12 protein-coding genes are annotated in these 20,116 nt (G+C 45.3%); 4 read left to right on the top strand and 8 right to left on the bottom strand.

The features are described 5' to 3' along the window. The first annotated feature begins 261 nt into the window (after nt 1-261). From FIU99_RS05525 to FIU99_RS05515, 3 genes are all read left to right on the top strand, one after another. Nucleotides 262-2,571, top strand: coding sequence for a lipase (locus FIU99_RS05525; RefSeq protein ID WP_006959117.1), 2,310 nt, complete (start codon nt 262-264; stop codon nt 2,569-2,571). Between the two features lie 3 nt (nt 2,572-2,574). Next, entirely contained in the window at nt 2,575-3,771 is a 1,197-nt protein-coding gene (locus tag FIU99_RS05520) for an outer membrane protein transport protein (protein ID WP_006959119.1), read from the top strand. Between the two features lie 259 nt (nt 3,772-4,030). Further along, complete coding sequence (locus FIU99_RS05515) at nt 4,031-5,806, top strand: tetratricopeptide repeat-containing diguanylate cyclase (protein WP_152472091.1); 1,776 nt, start codon at nt 4,031-4,033, stop codon at nt 5,804-5,806. Between the two features lie 13 nt (nt 5,807-5,819). Here the strand turns inward: FIU99_RS05515 and FIU99_RS05510 are convergent, their stop codons facing one another. The 6 genes from FIU99_RS05510 to FIU99_RS05485 all read right to left on the bottom strand — a co-directional run bounded on the left by FIU99_RS05510 (nt 5,820) and on the right by FIU99_RS05485 (nt 15,950). Beyond that, nucleotides 5,820-6,779: an ABC transporter substrate-binding protein gene (locus FIU99_RS05510; RefSeq protein WP_052126509.1), complete on the bottom strand. Its 960-nt coding sequence runs from the start codon at nt 6,777-6,779 to the stop codon at nt 5,820-5,822. A 59-nt stretch (nt 6,780-6,838) separates the two neighbouring features. Further along, entirely contained in the window at nt 6,839-8,509 is a 1,671-nt protein-coding gene (locus tag FIU99_RS05505) for a pyridoxal-dependent decarboxylase (RefSeq protein WP_006959124.1), read from the bottom strand. 27 nt (nt 8,510-8,536) lie between these two features. Then, nucleotides 8,537-10,432, bottom strand: a complete 1,896-nt coding sequence (locus FIU99_RS05500) for a methyl-accepting chemotaxis protein (protein WP_006959127.1) — start codon at nt 10,430-10,432, stop codon at nt 8,537-8,539. Between the two features lie 329 nt (nt 10,433-10,761). After that, nucleotides 10,762-12,282 (bottom strand): M28 family metallopeptidase, encoded by a 1,521-nt coding sequence (locus tag FIU99_RS05495; RefSeq protein ID WP_006959128.1) that lies wholly within the window; start codon nt 12,280-12,282, stop codon nt 10,762-10,764. A 163-nt stretch (nt 12,283-12,445) separates the two neighbouring features. Further along, a complete protein-coding gene (locus FIU99_RS05490; RefSeq protein ID WP_006959130.1) occupies nt 12,446-13,888 on the bottom strand; it encodes a serine protease in 1,443 nt (480 codons plus the stop codon). A gap of 178 nt (nt 13,889-14,066) precedes the next feature. After that, nucleotides 14,067-15,950, bottom strand: a complete 1,884-nt coding sequence (locus tag FIU99_RS05485; protein ID WP_006959133.1) for a methyl-accepting chemotaxis protein — start codon at nt 15,948-15,950, stop codon at nt 14,067-14,069. Nucleotides 15,951-16,387: 437 nt separating this feature from the next. Here FIU99_RS05485 and FIU99_RS05480 point away from each other — a divergent pair, with 437 nt between their 5' ends. After that, complete coding sequence (locus tag FIU99_RS05480; RefSeq protein ID WP_006959135.1) at nt 16,388-17,569, top strand: lytic polysaccharide monooxygenase; 1,182 nt, start codon at nt 16,388-16,390, stop codon at nt 17,567-17,569. A 182-nt stretch (nt 17,570-17,751) separates the two neighbouring features. On the opposite strand, the gene FIU99_RS05475 is transcribed toward FIU99_RS05480, so the two are convergent. Further along, nucleotides 17,752-18,522, bottom strand: coding sequence for a slipin family protein (locus tag FIU99_RS05475; RefSeq protein ID WP_006959137.1), 771 nt, complete (start codon nt 18,520-18,522; stop codon nt 17,752-17,754). Nucleotides 18,523-18,531: 9 nt separating this feature from the next. Further along, nucleotides 18,532-19,911, bottom strand: coding sequence for a nodulation protein NfeD (locus FIU99_RS05470; protein WP_006959138.1), 1,380 nt, complete (start codon nt 19,909-19,911; stop codon nt 18,532-18,534). Nucleotides 19,912-20,116 lie beyond the last annotated feature (205 nt).

Genomic DNA, 20,116 nt, shown 5'->3' with positions numbered 1-20,116 from the left:
ACATTTAACTACTTTCCTCTTACCAAAATAGCATTCTGTGAAGTTAATCACTCTGTTGCACAAGTAATGTGCTCCATGCCCCATTTTGGTCCGATCGCCTCAAAATACCCAAAACATTAACATCTTGATAACAATAGTTAAGTTTATAAAAAATATGGATTTTTAGTTTTTTCTTAGCTTTTTTTAAGCTTAATCATTTGTGAGAGAGGTACATGCGCATTGATATACCGCTACCCCCACAACTGTATAGGCACCTCTATTATGAGAAAGCTCAATATACTAGCTGTATCACTATCTGCCGCATTTATACTCGCTGGCTGCGATGGTGAAGAAAGCACAACAGAAAACATTGCGGTAGAAGTTCCTTTTGCATTAAACGATATCCCGATGCCAAATGATGGCTATGGATACGATGACGATGGCTCCATTTCCCTACCCGATGAACCATCATCTCCTCAAAGTTACTCGACTAATGAAGAGTACGAGGCCTACTACCAGAGTTTTGAAACCAGTTACGCTGCGGTTGACGGTTGGGGACTTTGTGTTGAACCAATAGAGATTCCACTGGATAGTGTAAATTCAGGTCAGGTGCCCGCTATTGACCAGTCTTCGCTGGATGGGAATGTACTGCTAATAGATAGTCAGACAAACAACGTATTTGACGGCGGACTCAAATTATCTAGTGATGGTCGGAAATTGGTTGTTGAATGTGGATCTGCACTTCAACCAAGTACTACATATCACCTCATTGTCACAAGCGGTGTGAAAACAACTGAAGGTATCTCTCTCCAAGCATCAACTGCATTCACAGAGCTGTTAGATGCCAATCCAGAAGATATAGATGAGAAGCAAACCAACCTACAACAACTTACTAAAGACGCTATAAGCGCATATCAGGAGTTAGGTGGTGCAAATGGTATCGCTTACGCTGCAACGTTCAAAACTCAGAGCAGTTATGCAGGCATCGATAACATTGTTCAGCAAACTCTTGAAAACAAGCCTTCTCTAGATCTAGAAAATCTAACTGTAGAAATTAAGGGGACGGTTAAAAAGTACGCGGTAGTAACCGGCGCAACACTCACCACCAATAACTACCTTCCTTTCACACAAGACATAGCCAATAGAGAAAGCTGTGTACTAAACAGCTACGATCCTATTGCTGGTTGCCCATCAATGTTTAAGTGGATGGCTGGTGAGAATGGCGAACATCTGACTCAAAATTTCTTTGAGAATGGAGGCAAAATTGACGTACACGAAGATCCTACCACTTTGATTCCTGTAGATTTTTATTTGCCTGATCTCTTCACAGATAAAAACGAAAAACTGCACTCAGCAATTGCTAAACAGTACATAGAAAATACAGCGAATCCTACAGTTTTATTTATTCATGGTATCACCGGTGACCGTGGCTCTGCGTCCCTAGTCGCCAAAGACTACGTTACAGGTATAGGCAAAAAATATGTATTCGCTGCTATCGATATGCCTTATCACGGTGATCGAATCATTTGTGACACCTCAGGCTACAGTGACGATACAACAATAACTTACTGTCCAGGACCAGCATTTGGTAAGCCCATTAGTGCTCGAGCAGACAAATCGTACTTTATCAATATCACGTCTCCATTGGCTCTTCGTTCCAATATTCACCAGTCGGTCAGTGACTTTATCGGACTAAGATCAGCCCTGAACTTTGGTGAGCTCTCTGGCCGAGAAGCGCACCTAGTTGGCGTATCGCTAGGAGGTATTATGTCGGTTATGACAACAGAAGCCACCTATGACCAAGATAGTAATCCGATAAGAAAACTGCAGTTCGAAACCGCTAACTACGCGGTTCCAGGCCAAGGTCTAGTTAACCTGACTCTGTCATCACTAACGCTTGGTTCGGAGATGGAAGAGTCAGTCAAGAAATCAGCGGATGTTCAGCGCGCCATCGCAGAAACCTTGATACCTAATTTGTGTACTGTTGAAACAAGCAATGAAGAGTGTATCACTCAGCTCAATAACCATAGTGATCAGTTGAGTGACAGTATTGAAATGCTGGAAGACGAGATTTATGACGCTCTAATTCCAGTTTTAAAGCATGGTGTCCAGCAAACAATTGATGGGGCTGACCCAGCAGGCAAAGTCGCTCGCCAACGCGAAGCCAAGCAGCCAACTTTGCTTATTGAAGCTGTTGGTGATTGTGGTACCGAATGTGAAGTCGGCGAATACATGCCTGATACCGTAGTTCCAAACAATGCCGATAACAATATCATGACGGGGACAGATCCGCTGATTAGTGCTCTAGGTCTTGACCCAATTTTGGAGACTACAAGCAATGCAAGCGGAATACGAGGTGTCATTAAGGCAACAGTTGGTGGCCATGGTACTTTCCTATTCCCATACGAAGGCCCAATGGATGAAAGTGGATTACCATCCACAGAAAATCTTGGAGATGTTGAAAGTTCACGCAAAACGCAACAAGAAGCCGTTTTGGATATGGTCAAGAGTAAGGGAACCGATATTGTTCTCAACGAAAGTGATGATTACATCAATATCGTAGATGAACATGAAGTTGAAAAGGACAATTAATCCATGAAAAAGCTCGTAATCTACACATTACCTCTCGTTGCTCTGCAAAGCCACGCCGCTGGCTTCCAACTTAACGCGCAATCTGCAACTGGCTTGGGCCGCGCATACGCGGGTGATGCAATCATTGCTGATAATGCCTCAGTTGTAGCGAAAAATGCTGCTGCTATGAGTTTAATCGACAAGCCGATGATCTCTGTTGGTGCAGTGAATATTGCCAGCCAGGTAGACTTCAGCAATATTCGTTACACGCCGCCTAGTTCTACGACACAGGAAATTGGCGATACTGGGCTGGATAACAACACCTTTATTCCTAATGCTCACGTGGTTTACCCATTAGAGGGTACAAACTGGACGCTAGGCGCGACGGTTCACTCAAACTTTGGTACCGACGTTGAGTTTGAAGATAGCTTTGAAGCTCCGATCTTTGGTGGAAAAACTTACCTTAGCAGCATCAATGCTGGCTTTTCAGCGGCCTTCCAGCTAAATGAAGCTTGGTCACTTGGTGGTGGCATCGATATTATTTACGGTGAAGGCGAGATATCTCGGACACCTAACAGCGCTAACCCTCTGCGAATTGATGCAGACGGCATAGGGCTTGGTTTCAATCTAGGTGTAGCCTATGTGGTCGATGAAAACAATCGATTTGGTTTGTCATACCGATACAGCCCTGAGCTAACAGCCGAAGGCGATGTCTACGCTTGGGAACAAGGTAAGACTGATAGTGTTGATATTCCCCTTCCGGACATCATTGAGTTCTCCGGTTACCACAAACTCAACGCTAAGTGGGCCGCACACTACAGCCTACAATACGTCGCTTGGTCTGAGTTTGATAAGCTGACTTCAGAGAACTACAGCGCATCGATCAAAGATTACGAATGGAAGAATGCAGGCCATGTTTCTGTTGGGGTTACGCATTATCTAAATAAGGACATCGAGTTACGCGCAGGCTACATGTATGACCTTTCACCTGTCGACCAAATCAGCTCACTGTCTATTCCTGACACTGACAGACACTGGTTTACATTCGGTGGTTCATACGCAGCAACGGATCAGCTAACGCTGGATCTGTCCATTGGTTACCTGACTGGTGAGCAAGCGGCAATCAATGAATCTCAAACTGTTGTTGATGAATACAACATCGAAGCAACGGTCAACACCAGTGCTTGGTTAGTTGGAGCTCAGTTGAACTACGCGTTCTAATCGGCTCAGCAAAAACAACCATTCAAAGCCAGCGCAATAAGCTGGCTTTTTCTTTCCTGCGGTTAGGCAGGCTATTTATATAATGATAAACTTAAGCATGAGCTATCGTTATCTTCTGACTCGGTGAATAATGCCCCCATTCTTTGTGCTAATTGTCGCAATTTTTATTTCCACTCTCCCCCTGCCCGCTATGTCAGCGTGCAATATCCAGACAGATAGCGATTATCTCTACTCACATACGAACGCCAAGCAAAAGGCAATGCTGACCTTTTACTACGACTCACTTTGTAAACCAGGACAAGTCGACCTTTCACATATTGAATTGCCGCCAAACGCGTCTGCGTCTGAGCAGGCTCTTTATTACTTTGGCCTCAAAAATCTTCGTAAATATGAAGGATTACAAACGCCTCGCATACCCGATTTGCTTTCACTCGGCGACGACAGTCGTATTGAATGGGTCAGTGCAGAAGCAACACTCAACAAAGCTATTCACTTAATCGAGTCTGATCTACTTTTGGAAGGGGAATTCTTACTGCATGAAGTCGTCCCGATTGCGAGAGACATTGGTTATAAGCGGCTATTGGGTCGTACCTATCGTTGGTTGGGTAACGTTAAGATTCAGCGTTCGAATCTTAAGTCCAGTCTCAGTTATTACAAAACCGCATATGAGGTGATGACAGAGATTGGAGACAACTTTCAGACCACAATGACGCTCAATAATATTGCCACTGTCTACATGCAGTCTGAAGAATGGAAACGTGCTAATAAATACATCAAGCGTGCATTGGATCTTTATCAAAAACACGGTTATGACAATAGCTTGTTTGAAGCCATTATGTACTCAAATGCCAGTGCCATCTATTTTGCGTTGGGCAAAGAGGAGCGCTCGGAACAATACATGTTGAAAGCACTCAAGGAGGCCGACAAAACTGGGTCAAACAAGATTAAGTTTTCAACATTATCAAATATGTCACAGCGTTACAGTGACGTTGGAAACTCACAAGAAGCTTTAAAACTCGCCAGAAAATGTATTGAAGAAAGCCAGGTTCTCGATACCAAGTCAAACATCACCTTAGCCACATGTTATGAAGCCTATGCCGAGGCCAGTTTTGTCGCTCGTGACTATCAAAAAAGCATCGACTACGCCAAACAAGTCATCGAAGTACTGCATACCTCAGAAAGCAACGAAGTGGTTTGGGAAATTCAAACTCTGGAGACATTGGTCAAAGCTTATGAGGCGCAAGGAGATTATCAACAAGCTTTGGCTTACATGAAACAACAATCACAGGTACGTCAAAACTTCTATCGGCAGACATACGACGACGAGATTCTGAGTGAGAAAAATGCTCTGGAAAGGCAATTAAATAAACGGGAAATAGAGTTGCTTGAGGCTCAAAATGAATTGCAGCAAACCAAGCTGCGGTCTCAACGTACCCGTGAGATTCTATTTATTACCCTGTTTTTCGCATTAGCATATCTTGTCATTCGACGCCTGTGGAAGATGAAGCGAATTACTAAAGAGCTAGAGAGTCAAAACACCACGGATCCACTCACTGGCTTAGCTAACCGTCGCTATATCGAAAACTGGTTGTCGCAGTCTGATAATGTGCAACAACATAAGTCTTATGCTCTGAGTGTGATCGACATTGATCACTTCAAGCAATTCAACGACACTCACGGCCATGACGTGGGTGATACTGTACTCAAAGCAACGGCGAATCAGTTAAAGAACAATACTCGCAGCCATGACATTATCGCTCGCTGGGGCGGTGAAGAGTTTGTCATGATCATTCCTATCGATAACGTACATACAGTTGAAGAAACCTTAGAAAGGCTTAGAAAGAGCGTTGAAAGTCATAAGATTCATATCGATGAAGATAGCCTTGCTGTAACCATTTCAGTCGGAACTCAGCTGTGCCATTACCAAGACATTGAAACGGATTGGGATCGTGTTTTTAGAAAAGCAGATAAAGCCCTATACCAAGCGAAGCAGAGTGGGCGAAACAAGTGTATTACGTTCCATTATCAAGATTGACGGAAAGAAATGTTTATTGGCAATTAACCGACATCAATAGCTGTTCAACGTACTCTGAGTTACGTTCTATCCAAGTCTTCGCAGCCCCTTTAACATCAAAATGTTCGACATCGACTAATGTAGCCGCCAACGCGATATCTCTATTGTTAAGTTGGAAGCGTTGAACTACGTCGTAAGCGCATTGAGAACGGCTTTTAAGCTGATTGGAAATCGCTATCTTCAGCCAACCACCCGATGGATTACCACAATCCCACAAATACTTGGGATTTGATCCCCAAGAAGGATCTTTTTCACACTCATGTGTATAGGTAGGGAACTCAATAAAGCTTCCCGAATACACAGACTCAACCCAGTTGGGCGTCCAATTAAAGATAAGCAGAGGTTTTTTGTCTTTAACATATTGATGGATTTTCTGATTAATTGCTTGCCCGGTTGGTAGAACAACGACTTTAAAGTTGAGATTAAGGGCACGTATTCTAGCGTTGTCGGGTTTCTCCCAAGGCCCCGTATAAAAAGTACCGACTTGCTCACCCTCTTCAGAAAATACAGAAAAACACGACTCCAGCGCCTCCCAATCAGGTAGACCGGGGCACAAAGATTCAACATAGTCTGGATACCACCATTCCTCTCGGGTCTTTGCTTGATGGGTTGTTCCCTCTTCAATCAAAGATTTGTCCAGCAATTCTTGGTATTGTGGCCCCATTGACCCTTCCCAAACCTCTACCTGAATATCCGCTTTCCCTGTACTCAAGTACATCCATTGTGGTGTTGAAGGAATGGTGATGACTTCAGTATCGACGTGCTTTGACTGTAATATCTCTGCCAACACGTGTGTGAGGACACGCTGACTTGACCAGTCAAGCTCAAGCAGCCGGACGGTTTCAGCACCAACACTAGATGAACAACAGTAGGTTAAGCCGCAGAAAATCGATACAGCGTTTATCTTCATAGCAACAGACGAACAAATCTTCATATATAAAGATTAGTTCATCCGTTACCACGTAGTGATTAAAACAGCTGTTCTATGGGTCCTTATACGAATAAGCGGCAATACTCATCAATTTGCTTTCGAGATGTATATGGATTGAGAAACACTGCCTTCTCACCCGGCAAGGCTATACAGTGTCCTTGAAAGTCGTAATCTGTATGAGCGATAGATTCGACCCAGTTTGTATTCAGCCCTTGCCCTTGCCGCTTAAGAAAATGATTGCGATGAAACAAAGTATTTTGAATCAACTCATCAACTGCGGCATCACTGTTCTTAATTGCGAGCTCACGTTCAAAGGCATGGAGAACGGAAGGCGTATGCTTTGGGTATAACCTCAGCGCAACCGCCGGGCCATGGTTACCTGCACATACCACCTTACAACCGGGTAACTGGCCCAGCCTCATTCGCAAATAGTTCGCATTCTGTAGGCCATGAGCTAATACTACTTGATAGCCTTCCTTGCCGAGAAATTGCATCGCTGAATAAGCAGAAAAAACACCTGCGGCCCCTCGCGAGCACTCGATTGTCGATTGCAGGTGGGTCTTTTGTTTGAGTTGAGATTCAAAGTAAGAGAAGTAGCTCGGTTCCTGCCGGAGAGCTTCAAAATCCTGCTTATCTCGTACCATCAATAAGCTCGAGGTATAAGGTGCGTAGCCCCACTTCTGAAAGTCGACGGCAAAAGAATCTGCTTCTTTCAGACCAGCCATCATTTTCTTTAAGTAACGCAAACTGGTCAGCGTGGCACTATTGATCGACAAAGGATTCGCTTGGATATCGTAGTCAAGGAAAAACAACAAACTCCAGCCTACTGCCGCATCCACATGGATATGAGGAGAGCGAACGATTTCATGCTTTCGGCACAAGCGTTCTGACAGTTGGCGAACTTGCTGAATGTCATCAATCGCAAAGGTATCAGTGGTGCCGCAAGTGAGCATAATCGTCGGCACCACAGTTCCCTGCTTAAAGCATGTCTCTAGTTGCCGTTCCAAATCATCGAGACAAATTTGGTTATCTCGATTGATACGAACCCGAATGACCTGCCTATCAAGATCAATACCCAGTAAAGACAGGTTGGTCATATTTGAATAATGACCAGACTCTGAATTGAGCATACAAAATCGGCGACCTGCCACCCCTTCAGACTTGGACTTTGGGAACGTTTTGCGTAAACCAAACAAGTAGCCATAAAGATTGCAAAACGTGCCGCCTTGCGTAAACAGGCCTCCAGCAGTTTGAGGATCATAACCAGCTAAATGAGCAATCTGGCGGACTACCATTTTCTCCAGCTCCACGGCCATGCCCGCATATTCGCTATAAACCAAATTGGGATTTTTCATCGTTGCGAGCATCGCTCCATGGATCGCCGGATCACAGGGTGTTGAAATGACATTCTCAACCGATCTTGGATCCTGCCAGTCTTTACAATGATGGGCCACAAATAACGCTAGTGGATCAAACGCATCAATAGGAGCATTCATTCGGTCAGGAATATCTTCACGTTCGCGAAGTGCTTTTTCCAGCTGACGATAATCTTCAGTAGAAAATGGAGAGTTTCTACTTGCAAGCATGCTCACTTCTGGGGAAGCAAACAGAGGCCATAACCGTTTATCACGACTAAAAAAACGGCGGATCACCTCATTATATTTCTCTACATAACAAGGTGATAACGCGTTCGCTTTTAAGCCATCTTTCTCGAGTGTTGCTGCATGATTCATACATCACCTCCTGGTGGCTTAAAAGTGTCATCGTAATTTAAAGTTGGCGACTAACCTTTCTAGTTCATGGTTGGATTCACTCAGCGATTCTGTTGCTGAAACTGTCTGCTGGCCGCTGCTTACTAGCGATTCAACGATCTCTCTAATCGAAAGCATGTTGCGGCTTAGCTCTTCTGCAACCGTACTTTGCTCTTCGGTTGCAGCCGAGATCTGTGTGCTGACATCATCAATCTCTTTGACTGAAACTGTCATCATGCCAAGGCTTTCAGATACCTCTGACGTTTTCTCAGCAGTAGACTGACACTGATCTTTGGTTGCTTCCATAGCGCGAACCACACTCTCGGTACCATCAAGTAGCTGACTGAGCATATCGGAGATTTCTGTTGTACTGTTTTGCGTTCTTGCAGCAAGTGCCCTAACCTCATCCGCTACTACGGCAAAGCCTCGGCCTTGTTCACCAGCACGTGCTGCTTCTATCGCCGCATTAAGCGCCAGCAAGTTAGTTTGCTCCGAGATTTCACCAATTACGGTCAACACTTCGCTAATGCGATTCGCATCCTGCTTCATGCTGACAATACGGTTTGCCATATCATCCACTTCCGTCACCAACGCGCTCACCGTTGATACTGCGTTATTCACGATATCCAGTGACGATTGTGCCTCTCCACTGGCGGCTTCGGTGATTCGATTGGATTGATGAACATTTTCGGCTACCGTTCGCGCACTTTCACTCATCTCAGTAATTGCTGTGACGACTTGTTCCGTTTCACTGGAGTGCGTAAGTAACTTGGATTCATTCTCTTTCGCGGTTTGACCTAACTGAACCAGACTAGAAGAGATGCTTTCACTGGCATTTGAAATTTGTAACATCATCTGCTGAAGGTTTTCTACAAACTGATTAAAACCCTGGCTGATCTGCCCGAGATCATCGTTACTGCTCACTTCAAGGCGCTGGGTTAAATCACCATTCCCCTGAGACAGATCCAATACAGCAGACTTTAGGCCAAGCAAAGGCTTGTAGGCATAGTGAAGAATGACAAAGATAGCGCCAAAACTGACAAGGAACAGCAAAAAGCCCGTAATGATTGATTCTTGCTCGGCTTTGTCAACGTGCGCTAACGCTGTGGCTTGGTCGACGAATACCATCAGAGTCCAGTACATGTTGTCTGTCAGATTTACTCTCTGGAAATAACCATCAAACTGAATACCAAGGTAAGGAAAAGTCAGATGACCATTTTGCTGACTGCTGAACATCCGCTCCATCTCAATAAAGTTCGGACTCACTTGAGAAGGTGTCCGACCGATATCATTAGGATCATCACTGGCAAAAAATACTGCGTTCTGATCAGTCAGCGTTGCCGCCCCACCAGCAAAGCGCATGTTGCTAACCGTACTGATGATTTCACCTAACTGGATATCACCAAGCAATACACCAACAACCTGACCGCCTTGTTCAACGGGCATGGTCGCACTGACCACTTTTTCTCCAGTAACTTTGTCTTGATAAATATCCGTCAATGCCACTGAGGAAGCTACTTTTGCCGCTTTGTACCAATCACGAGTTCTGAAGTCGAATTGATTGCTACTCTCGACAGACATAAAGTTCCGTCCATCTTCATAGGTCATGATGACATTGGAAATCCCTGTGCTTTTGGCAAGTAGATTGACCAATTTCTGATTATCAGCATCAGACAAGCTAGGGTCGAATTGCTCTGCACCAGTCGCAATTGCATTGATACGAAACTGCATCAATTGTTCGAGTTCGGTCACATGGAAACTCAGTTTGTTTTGAGTTTCATTTACCAAGGACGTGACCATTTTTTCTTTCATAGATAGGATGTTAAGCGTGCCAAGAACAATCAATGAGATCGTCACCAGCAAACCCACACCGAGATAGATACGCGTTTTAAAACCTATATTCATTACGCCTCCTCACTACATGAACGAGCGATAAAAAGAACGTAAGGATGAATTCCGGTCTGCATTTTAATTTGTATATTGGTTGCTGAATTATCAGCAAATCGTGAGCTTGTGCCCATCATCAAACCGTCTATACACCCAGCCAACACAATTACCTTAGCTTGATATCACAAATATATGCAACCATTATTATATAAATTTATTATCTTTAAAAAGGAAGAAGCGACGAGAAAATCGGGGAAGTCTATATTCTTTTACAATTTAATTCAGTGGCTTAAACAATATAAAAGCTAGATAAGATGGCCCCATATAGAGCCATCAATAATTTGCTCTTAGCGTGTAGAGGCTTCAAGCGTGACGCCATTAAACGAAGAGTATCCATTTAGCAAAACATGGTAAGTACCCGGTGTGGCATTACTGAATGTACAAGTTTCGCTATTTCCATAACGGTATGGTCGGCAGTCCCAATTCTGTTTACTGGCTTCCGAACCAAACTTAACGTAAAGATCCACATCACCAGAGCCACCGGAGGTCTTAATATCAAGTGTTTTAGAAGAAGTCAGTTCGAAACTGTACGCGACCTCGCTGCCAGTTGCTCCCGATAAGCCAGTCACTGGCACACCATCCTGAAGGACGTTATCAGTAGGAGGAGGTGTTGTTCCACCAGATGCATTGCCCATCTCGACTGCGTAAGCAAGACCAAGCTTAGTAAATTTGGTTGCGTGAGCACCGGTGGGATCCGAATTCTCTAAGGTGTCCTGTGAAGTGTGAATCTTAGGGTTGTAGTCATTAAACTTTGACTCAAAAGGCATCGCAGCAGAATACCCAGCGTTGTGCCAAGAAGCGTGGTCTGAACACGCATAGCCACAACGATCATAGCCATAACTCAACGCTGGCAGATATTCGTCAAGCAAGTTAGCTAAGAACTGAGTCAGGCTGCTGTCAGTGTAATCGGTAATGAAGACGATATCTTGAGCAGAGCCTTGATAGTTGGTCATATCCAACTGAAGGGCAGACACGACATTTTTACCCTGAGATTTGTAGGAGTTGGCGATATCCTGAGAGCCACGCAGCCCTACTTCTTCTGCTGCGTAAGCCATAAAGGCCATCGAGCGTTTAGGCTTGAAATTGTTCTCAGCCAGAACACGAATTATCTCCGTCACACTTGCGATGCCCGACGCATCATCGTCAGCACCGGGGGCAATTGTGTGTTCATCCGTTCTTGAGCCAATAGTGGAATCTAGATGACCACCAATCACAACCCATTCATCAGGGCTTTCTGAACCCTGAATCGTCAAGATCACAGATTTCTGGTTGTAACCTGAGTGAGAGAACTGCTCAACACTGGCATTAGACAACCCTGAAATCAAGGAGCGCCACTCGCTGGCAATCCAATCAGACGCTTGCGCACCAGAGGTGGTAGTGTAAAAACGGTTGTTGAAGCTCGTCAGCGAAGTGATTGTGCCAGTGATCTGCGCCGAATCCACTTGCGGCAGCCATGCATTAACGGTTGTTTGTTGAGAAATATCAGGGATTGCAAAAGTATTGAGGGCCAGTGGCATCGCGCTTGCCGCCATTGCACTCTGAGCGGAAGGGTGAACCATGTAGCCCCCACAACGATGATGCTCTTCATGCATGTTGTGAGACAATTCTGCTAGTTCCGTTTCATCAACCTGCCCGACCCAAACACTCCCACTGCTAGCCAGTGAATTCGGCAGCACAGCTTGCGCCCCTGATTTCGCCACTGTTTTGGATGCATCAGCACCGATTGATATCCATACTTTGTCTTCTGCGTGTGCATTCATGAAAGCCGTGGAAAGCGCCATAGCCAAAAGCGTTTTAGTGTAGTTCATTATCTCCTCCATGGAGTTTTATAAAATCACCAAAACTTAGGATATTTATTTACATTTTGAGAATTATTCGATTTACATCAGGTCGTAACAATATGTTGTCACTTTTATATCAATACAGAGAATGGTTAATAAGGGCACCGAAGTGCCCCAGGCTTGACTCAGACTATTTTGCCGTTACGGACAAGGTTACGCCTGAAAAATTGCTGTAAGCATTGAGCATGACGTAAAGATCTTCACTCGCATTCACTGCATCACATGACTCCGTATTACCAGAGCGATATGGTCTGCAGTCGTAGGCACTCCTAGTTGGTTGAAGTCCTGAACGAACATACAGATCAGCATCGCCCGATCCAGATGCAATAGACACTGTGACGTCAGAAGCACGTTTATCTGAGCGAAGGACATACATTTTCTGCTCACCTTTCGCTAAAGCAAGACCAGACAACGGCGTATCTAGGCTCAGCTCAGTGATATCACTTCCTGGTTGTTCAACCATGCCATCGGGCAGAGTGTTGTTAAAATGGCTCGCCACTTTTGGCCAGATTTTACTGATTTTCACCCCTTGGTTTTCGCAGCCACCAAAGTGATGCAGCGCAATCGCTTTGTTACTGCTGGTTTTGAGCACTGGTGAACCAGAAGAGCCACCAATAGTGTCACAGAAGTAACCTGTATCGGTGTTCACTCCACGGCCATTGGCCGAAGCAACATCAATTTGACACAGTCCGGAACCATTCTGATCGCTTTCAATCGCGAGCTCTTTCGGGTTACCTGAACCGTGTTGCGGAATATAAATACCGTCACCATAAGTCGGCTCGGAAGCATCCAGACCCAGGTAACCAAACGAGGCGATCTTGGCGAAATCATCAACGGTAAACAGCGTGTAGTCCAGCTCATAGTCTGTGCTGAGCATTTGATCACCCATCACTTTGACGGTCGTAGACATCGAACCATTACAGGTCGAGCGCTGATAGTTAAACCAGACTTCGGTATTTTTCAGTTCCGTTTCACTCTCAACACAGTGGTTGTTGGTAAACATACGGTTATCCGGGCCTACGCGCCATGCGGTACATAAACTACGACCGTTAATCAATAACCTCGCGACTGGCGTTGTCCAAGCGACTTTCTCTGGGTGTGAATCTTCCCAACACGCCACATCTTTCCGCTCATTAACCCCACAGGTGGAAAGTGTCGACATCTCTTGCTCTGCCGTATCTTTACCTGCCATGTAGTAATCGAGCTCAAACTGTCCTTGCTGACCTTTAGCATTCGCTATCAGTTCAATAACAAGTGCATCGCCTGAGATAGATTGTGCAAACCAATCTAGCTGGCTGTCAGTGTACTCAACCATCTCATCCGTAGTAGCGGATTTAACACGTAAAACCGCCCCTTTTGGTAGTGAAAGCTGTTTGAAGTGCAACTTAATGAACGCAGCCCCTTCATGCTCCACTATCTGGCTCAAGTGCTGACCTGAAACACCGGTCAATTCTGCATCTGACATAGTGAATTTCACTTCATCAGCAATGACAGGCAACACTGTATCTGCCATCGCGACTGGAGTGATAAAACATGCAATAGCCAACCCAACGTTGCATAAATTTGTCTTCATTGTTTTTTCCTTTTTTGTTTATTTGTGTTGTCCCAAAAACAAACATATGCGGAAAAAACAAATAAGCAATCAATTGCATATTTGTTTTTGAGTAAAGAAAATTGAACAGGTCGTTTTATTGGGGTGAATAAAAAGGCACTCAAAGAGTGCCTTAATCAAGATATAATTTATTGAAATATCAGAGCTTAAATGTCGAAACCTTGGCCATTAATTCGCCAGAAAGTCCCTTCACTGTACCCGCTTCCTGCGAGCTTTCCCGAGCACTATGAACTAACTGATCAGCGACATCTTTAATTGAAGTAATATTCTGCGTAATCTCATTCGTTACATGGGTTTGCTCTTCAGCCGCTGTCGCGATTTGTGTCGCCATGTCACTAATGGTTTGAACGGCAGTATTAATCTCTTCCAATGCCACACTCGCCTTGTCCGCATCTTCCACAGAATGCGTCGCCAGAGCGGAACTATTTTCCATCAACTTAACGGCATTACCGGTAGTAACTTGCAGCGTATCGATCGTCGCTTTTATTTCTTCAGTTGAATCATGAGTACGCTGAGACAGCACTCGAACTTCATCAGCGACAACCGCGAAGCCTCGTCCTTGTTCACCTGCACGCGCAGCCTCAATCGCTGCATTCAGTGCCAGCAAGTTTGTTTGCTCAGCAATACCCTGAATCGTCGCCAGAACGGTTGAAATATCCTGAGAATGGCGGTTTAACTCTCCAACAACATTGCTTGCTTCTTGCAGCTCATTGGCGAGACGGTTAATGGAGTTTTTGTTCTCCAGAACAACAGCACGTCCATTCTCAGTATTTTTCGCTGAGCCTTGTGCAGAGTGAGCGGTTTGTTCTGCATGGGAAGCAATCTCGGCAGTTGCGGAAGCCATCTCTGTAACAGCCGTCGCCACCATAGTGATTTCCTGCTGCTGGTGATTGATCTCATCCACATTTCGATTAGCACGTTGATTGCTGACTTCTGATTGCTGAGACAACTGCTGGGACTGCTCGCGAATATGGGCGATGAGTTGACGCATACTGCCAACAAATGTGTTGAAGTTATTAGCAAGCTGACCCACTTCATCATTGCTGTCCACTTCAAGTCTCTGAGTAAGATCACCACTACCGTGCGCTATTTGTTCCAGTGCGTTTGATACATTCTTTAGCGGACGGAACAAAATGCCACACAACATGTTAAACAAGAAAGTACAGACAATGACCACCAAGATAGTCACTGCAATTTGTCCCCAGACTGCACTGTACAAAGGAGCCACTAACGACTCGCGATTAAGCACAGTAACTGTAATCAGTGGCGTTCCTTGAATCGACGCTGCGTAGACGACGCTTAACTCGCCATTAACGTCGGTATAGACATCACTGCCCGAGCTCATCGCCTGCTGGATAACACCGAAGTCTAAGCCAAGCTGTTGCACAGGTTGGTTTAGCAGTTTGGTATCTTTATGAGTAAATACATTACCTTGCTGATTGGCAATAAACATGTAGCCTTCACCTGGAAGAATTACTTTGTCCAACCCTGAGATAATATCGGTAATTTCTACATCTGCACCCAACACAACGTTTTCGCCACCTAGGCTGACCACGCTACCTAAAGAGACCACATTTGCACCTGTCGCCGCCGCTACCGTTGGGTTGTCCATAAAGACTTTTGACGGGTTCTTCATCGCATTGATGTACCACCCCCACTTACGCGGGTCATCATTACCAGGCGGTAAGACGACGCCATCAGCGTTCTCCTGAGAGCCGTCGGGGTAAGCAAGAAATACATTGTCCAAACCTGCTGAATTCTTCACCTGTTTGAGGTTACTGACAATCGAACTCATATTGGCATCAGGCACGATTGACGTCAGCGCCCTTTCTTTGGATTCGATCCAGTCTGATACGTATTGATTGTAAGATGCCGATGAGCTCTCAAGCCGCTGAGTCACTTCAATATCCAGACGTTGTAAAGACGCTCGAAAAGAGAGCAGCTCCACCAGCAAACCACCAACGATGATGGCAACACTGGCTGACAACGCCAGTTTGTTCTTTAAAGACAAGTTTTTAAACATAGGACAACCTTGTTTGATCATTTTTATCGTCATGCAGTACTAAGCTGTAGTTGCTCGCCTACACAATTGCAAAGATAACTCACCCGCTTTGTGCGCCCCACTTCAAGAGCAATTCTTTGTATGGTTATCACGGATTTATTTCACACTTTAAAATAAAACAATCATATGAACTATTTTTATTGCTAAATCTCAACTTAATGCTTAGGTATGAATCTGAGTAAATATTGGTAATCAAATTTATTTGAAGTGACTCGAAAGGAAAATCAGCGGCCAACAGCGCATTACTTTTCCATGCGGACAATGTGGCAAATTGACATCAAAACGACGACTTATTAATCACTTAAATGAATATTTTATAAAATTCTTGCTAGGTTGAGATCGCTGTCTGCACGTCGTAGGTGCTTTCAGATGATCGATAACCATTATAAGGAAAGATTATGAAATCTTATTTGAATGTCAGTTTTGCTACCCTAGCCGGCCTAACGGCCCTCACATCAGTCAATGTCCATGCTCATGGCTGGGTCGAATATCCAAGTGCTCGTCAGAATACTTGCTACCTAGATGGGGGGTTCTGGGACGATCAGATTCCGAATGCTGCTTGTCAGGCAGCCTTTGATCAGTCCGGTGCCTACCCTTTTGTTCAACGTAATGAAGTGGCAGCTAATGTGGCTAACTATCGAGATATGGCACACGTACATGCCATTGTCCGAGATGGCACACTGTGTAGCGCTGGTGACAGTGCAAAAGCAGGGCTAGATGTCGCTTCCCCACATTGGCAGAAAACGGCACTGTCGCTAGATGCCAACAACCAATTCGAATTGGTATTTAACGCCACCGCTCCGCACAACCCGTCTTATTGGCAGTTTTACTTGAGCAAGCCGGAATACGATAGCAGCCAGCCTTTAACTTGGTCCGACTTGGATCTGGTGGATACTGCGGGTAACGTCGCAGTCGGTTCGGATAAAAAGTACCGCATCAAAATAACATTGCCCTCTGACAGAACAGGCGAAGCGGTTCTCTATACCCGCTGGCAACGTGAAGACCCAGCTGGTGAAGGTTTCTATAACTGTAGTGACATTACCTTCAATGGGGATGGCAGCACGCCTACCGACCCGACGGACCCAACCGACCCGGGCAATAACCTCTCTGTACTTGGTTACTATGTCCCGCAAGGATTTGGGCCAGTGGAATCTGGTGATACCATTCGTTTCCGTACCTTTGATCAGAACGGCAGCGAACAGCACGATATCTCATTGGCGATCACAGCTAACAATACCAGTGAAGAAATTTGGTCTGCTGAGTTGGCTGGGCAATTTAACAGCCTGACAGCGGGGGCTTGGTTTATTGGCATCTGGCATGCCGAAATGAACCACTATATGTATGACTCTTCGAATATCCATGCAAATCAAGTCCATGCTCCAACCGCAAACTTCAGCTATCAATTGTCCTTGGTGAAAGGTGATACGCCACCACCAACGCAACCGGATAATGCGTGGTCTGCCGACAGCACTTATGAGCAAGGTGATGTGGTGACTCATAACGGCCGTCCTTGGACAGCACAGTGGTGGACACGTGGTGAAGAGCCGGGCACTACCGGAGACTGGGGTGTATGGCGCTAGTCTAGACTCTACATCTGCTTGTGCTAATCCAAATCCCCATGATTCCTTGGGGGTTTGGATTTTGATAAATCAGGCTCATAAAAGTCAGCATATCCCGTTATCTCAAACGGAAAACTAGAAGTGACACTGAAACGCGACCAAATTAAGGTTCACTTTGTTTAAAAAGCAAAGACATCCCATCTCTACTCATTACTTTTCTGCTGTGATTTAGCAAACTCAGCCATGGTTTCAACCAAATTAATCGGCATTGGGAAAATAATAGTTGAGGTTTTATCGGTCGAGATTTCCGTTAGCGTCTGCATATATCGAAGCTGCAACGCATTGGGCGCTTGATTGAGTATCTCTGCCGCTTCTCTGAGTTTATTCGAGGCCTCTAGCTCACCAGTCGCATGTATAATCTTCGCTCGCCGATTACGTTCGGCTTCCGCTTGCCGAGCCAGAGCTCGTACCATACTGTCATTGAGGTCTACATGTTTCACCTCAACAGTGGCGATTTTAATTCCCCAATCATCCGTTTGCTGATCAAGTATCGCCTGTAGATCTTTGTTCAGTTGTTCTCGTTCCGACAGCAGTTCATCCAGCTCATGTTGACCCAGCACAGAACGCAACGTTGTTTGGGAGAGCTGGCTAGTTGCATCACTATAACTTTCAATATTATTGATCGCCATTTGCGGATCTATCACCCGGAAATAGACCACGGCGTTAACGCGCACAGAGACATTATCCCGTGTGATCAGATCCTGAGTCGGCACATCTAACACCACTGTACGAAGATCAACACGTACCATTTGTTGTATAAACGGAATCAAGATTATTAGCCCCGGCCCTTTTACTTCTTGAAATCGGCCAAGGAAAAACACCACACCGCGCTCATATTCACGCAGTACTTTGAACATTTGAGTCGCTACTGCAATCAACAGTAGCGCGATCACTCCACCTGTATACATCCACATAAACGCCTCCTAGTTTTTCGCGCCTTGTTGCGCTCTCACTGTCAGCTTTAACCCTTGAATTTGGATGACTTCGACTTTGTCACCCTGCCTTAGTATTTCTTCATCTGTCGCTTTTGCATGCCATAACGCACCATCCATTCTTACCCTGCCAACACCTTCAGCAAAGTCTTCACACACCACCGCCGTTTTTCCTGTGTAATTTTCCACCCCTGTTGTGACCTGCTTACGACGCACTTTAAGTAGCAGACCAACAGTAAGAATGATGAATGCCGCGGAAAACAGCGCAATACCGAGAATCAAAGGCACCGCAATTTGGAAAGCGGGCAAACCGCTATCAAGAAGAAAGATCGACCCGAGTACAAATGCTGTGATGCCACCCAAGCCAAAAATTCCAAAGCTGGGGTTAAATGCTTCCACAACCATCAACGCGATACCGAGCAGTAACAACGCTAAACCGACATAATTCACGGGCAACATTTGCAAGGCGTACATCGCCAGCAATAAACAGATGCCACCCAACACACCGGGCAGGCCAATTCCTGGATTATAAAACTCAAGCAGTAAGCCATAGATTCCAATCAGCATCAGAATATAGGCAACATTAGGGTTGGTAATCACCGCAAGCATCTCCGCTCGCCAATCGGGTTTTCGCTCGACCCAAGCCACGTTTTTTAGCACCAGCTCTGTAGCAACGCTGTTAATCATCACCTCGCGACCATTGGCTTTTTCTATCAGCTGTTCTGGTGAAGAGGCAATAAAGTCGATCACGTTTAATTCAAACGCTTCCATCGCATCCAAACTGGCAGCCTCACTGACGGCTTTTTCTGCCCACTCGGCATTACGACCATGTAGCCTAGCTAAACCTTTGATGTAAGCTTTCGCATCGTTGATGACTTTCTTTTCCATCGCCGTTTTAGCAGGCACTTTTTCTGAGTTTTGAGGTGCAGACTCATCACTTCCCTGAGTTGAGTCATCTTCATTAGCAGGTGTGGTAGATGGCGGTGCACCGCCTCCCAGACTGACAGGCGTGGCGGCCCCAAGGTTGGTCGCTTCAGCCATCGCTGCGATATGACTGGCAAATAAGATGTAAGTACCAGCACTGGCGGCTCTTGCGCCTGAAGGGCCAACCCATGTGGCGACTGGAATGTGTGATGTAGTGATTGAGCGAATCATGTCTCTCATCGCACTGTCCAGCCCACCGGGGGTGTCCATTTTGAGTAGGATCAGCTTAACCGTTCCCGTCTGATGCGCTTGTTCTATCTCGCGAGACACATAATCACTGGTCGCAGGGCCAATCGCTCCCTTGAGCGGAATAATCCACACCTCATTGGCCACAGCCGATGAGATCGCGAGTAACCAGCTGATGATAAAAATCGATATCCGTTTCATACCACCCTCCTGTTGTTAACAAGTCTTTGGTGGTCACGCCTTAAATTATAGATACCCAGTGTGAAGGTTCATAATCATGCGTCACAAAGCAACTTATTCCGCAATGAATATGCAACACGTAAAATATAATTTTACCTTACCTGCAAAAACGTCATTCCAGATAATCGAGCGTTCGTTTATACAAGTGGCAACGTGGAACTGTCAT

It is taken from the genome of Vibrio sp. THAF64, assembly GCF_009363455.1.
Taxonomy (GTDB): domain Bacteria; phylum Pseudomonadota; class Gammaproteobacteria; order Enterobacterales; family Vibrionaceae; genus Vibrio; species Vibrio coralliilyticus.
This window is presented reverse-complemented; position numbering and strand designations above follow the sequence as displayed.

Bases quoted from the DNA above. Each gene is read 5' to 3' on its own strand.
- FIU99_RS05495 (WP_006959128.1), bottom strand. From the start codon at position 12,282: ATGAACTACACTAAAACGCTTTTGGCTATGGCGCTTTCCACGGCTTTC.
- FIU99_RS05475 (WP_006959137.1), bottom strand. From the start codon at position 18,522: ATGTGGATGTATACAGGTGGAGTGATCGCGCTACTGTTGATTGCAGTA.
- FIU99_RS05515 (WP_152472091.1), top strand. From the start codon at position 4,031: ATGCTGACCTTTTACTACGACTCACTTTGTAAACCAGGACAAGTCGAC.
- FIU99_RS05505 (WP_006959124.1), bottom strand. From the start codon at position 8,509: ATGAATCATGCAGCAACACTCGAGAAAGATGGCTTAAAAGCGAACGCG.
- FIU99_RS05470 (WP_006959138.1), bottom strand. From the start codon at position 19,911: ATGAAACGGATATCGATTTTTATCATCAGCTGGTTACTCGCGATCTCA.
- FIU99_RS05510 (WP_052126509.1), bottom strand. From the start codon at position 6,779: ATGAAGATTTGTTCGTCTGTTGCTATGAAGATAAACGCTGTATCGATT.
- FIU99_RS05485 (WP_006959133.1), bottom strand. From the start codon at position 15,950: ATGTTTAAAAACTTGTCTTTAAAGAACAAACTGGCGTTGTCAGCCAGT.
- FIU99_RS05520 (WP_006959119.1), top strand. From the start codon at position 2,575: ATGAAAAAGCTCGTAATCTACACATTACCTCTCGTTGCTCTGCAAAGC.
- FIU99_RS05500 (WP_006959127.1), bottom strand. From the start codon at position 10,432: ATGAATATAGGTTTTAAAACGCGTATCTATCTCGGTGTGGGTTTGCTG.
- FIU99_RS05490 (WP_006959130.1), bottom strand. From the start codon at position 13,888: ATGAAGACAAATTTATGCAACGTTGGGTTGGCTATTGCATGTTTTATC.
- FIU99_RS05525 (WP_006959117.1), top strand. From the start codon at position 262: ATGAGAAAGCTCAATATACTAGCTGTATCACTATCTGCCGCATTTATA.
- FIU99_RS05480 (WP_006959135.1), top strand. From the start codon at position 16,388: ATGAAATCTTATTTGAATGTCAGTTTTGCTACCCTAGCCGGCCTAACG.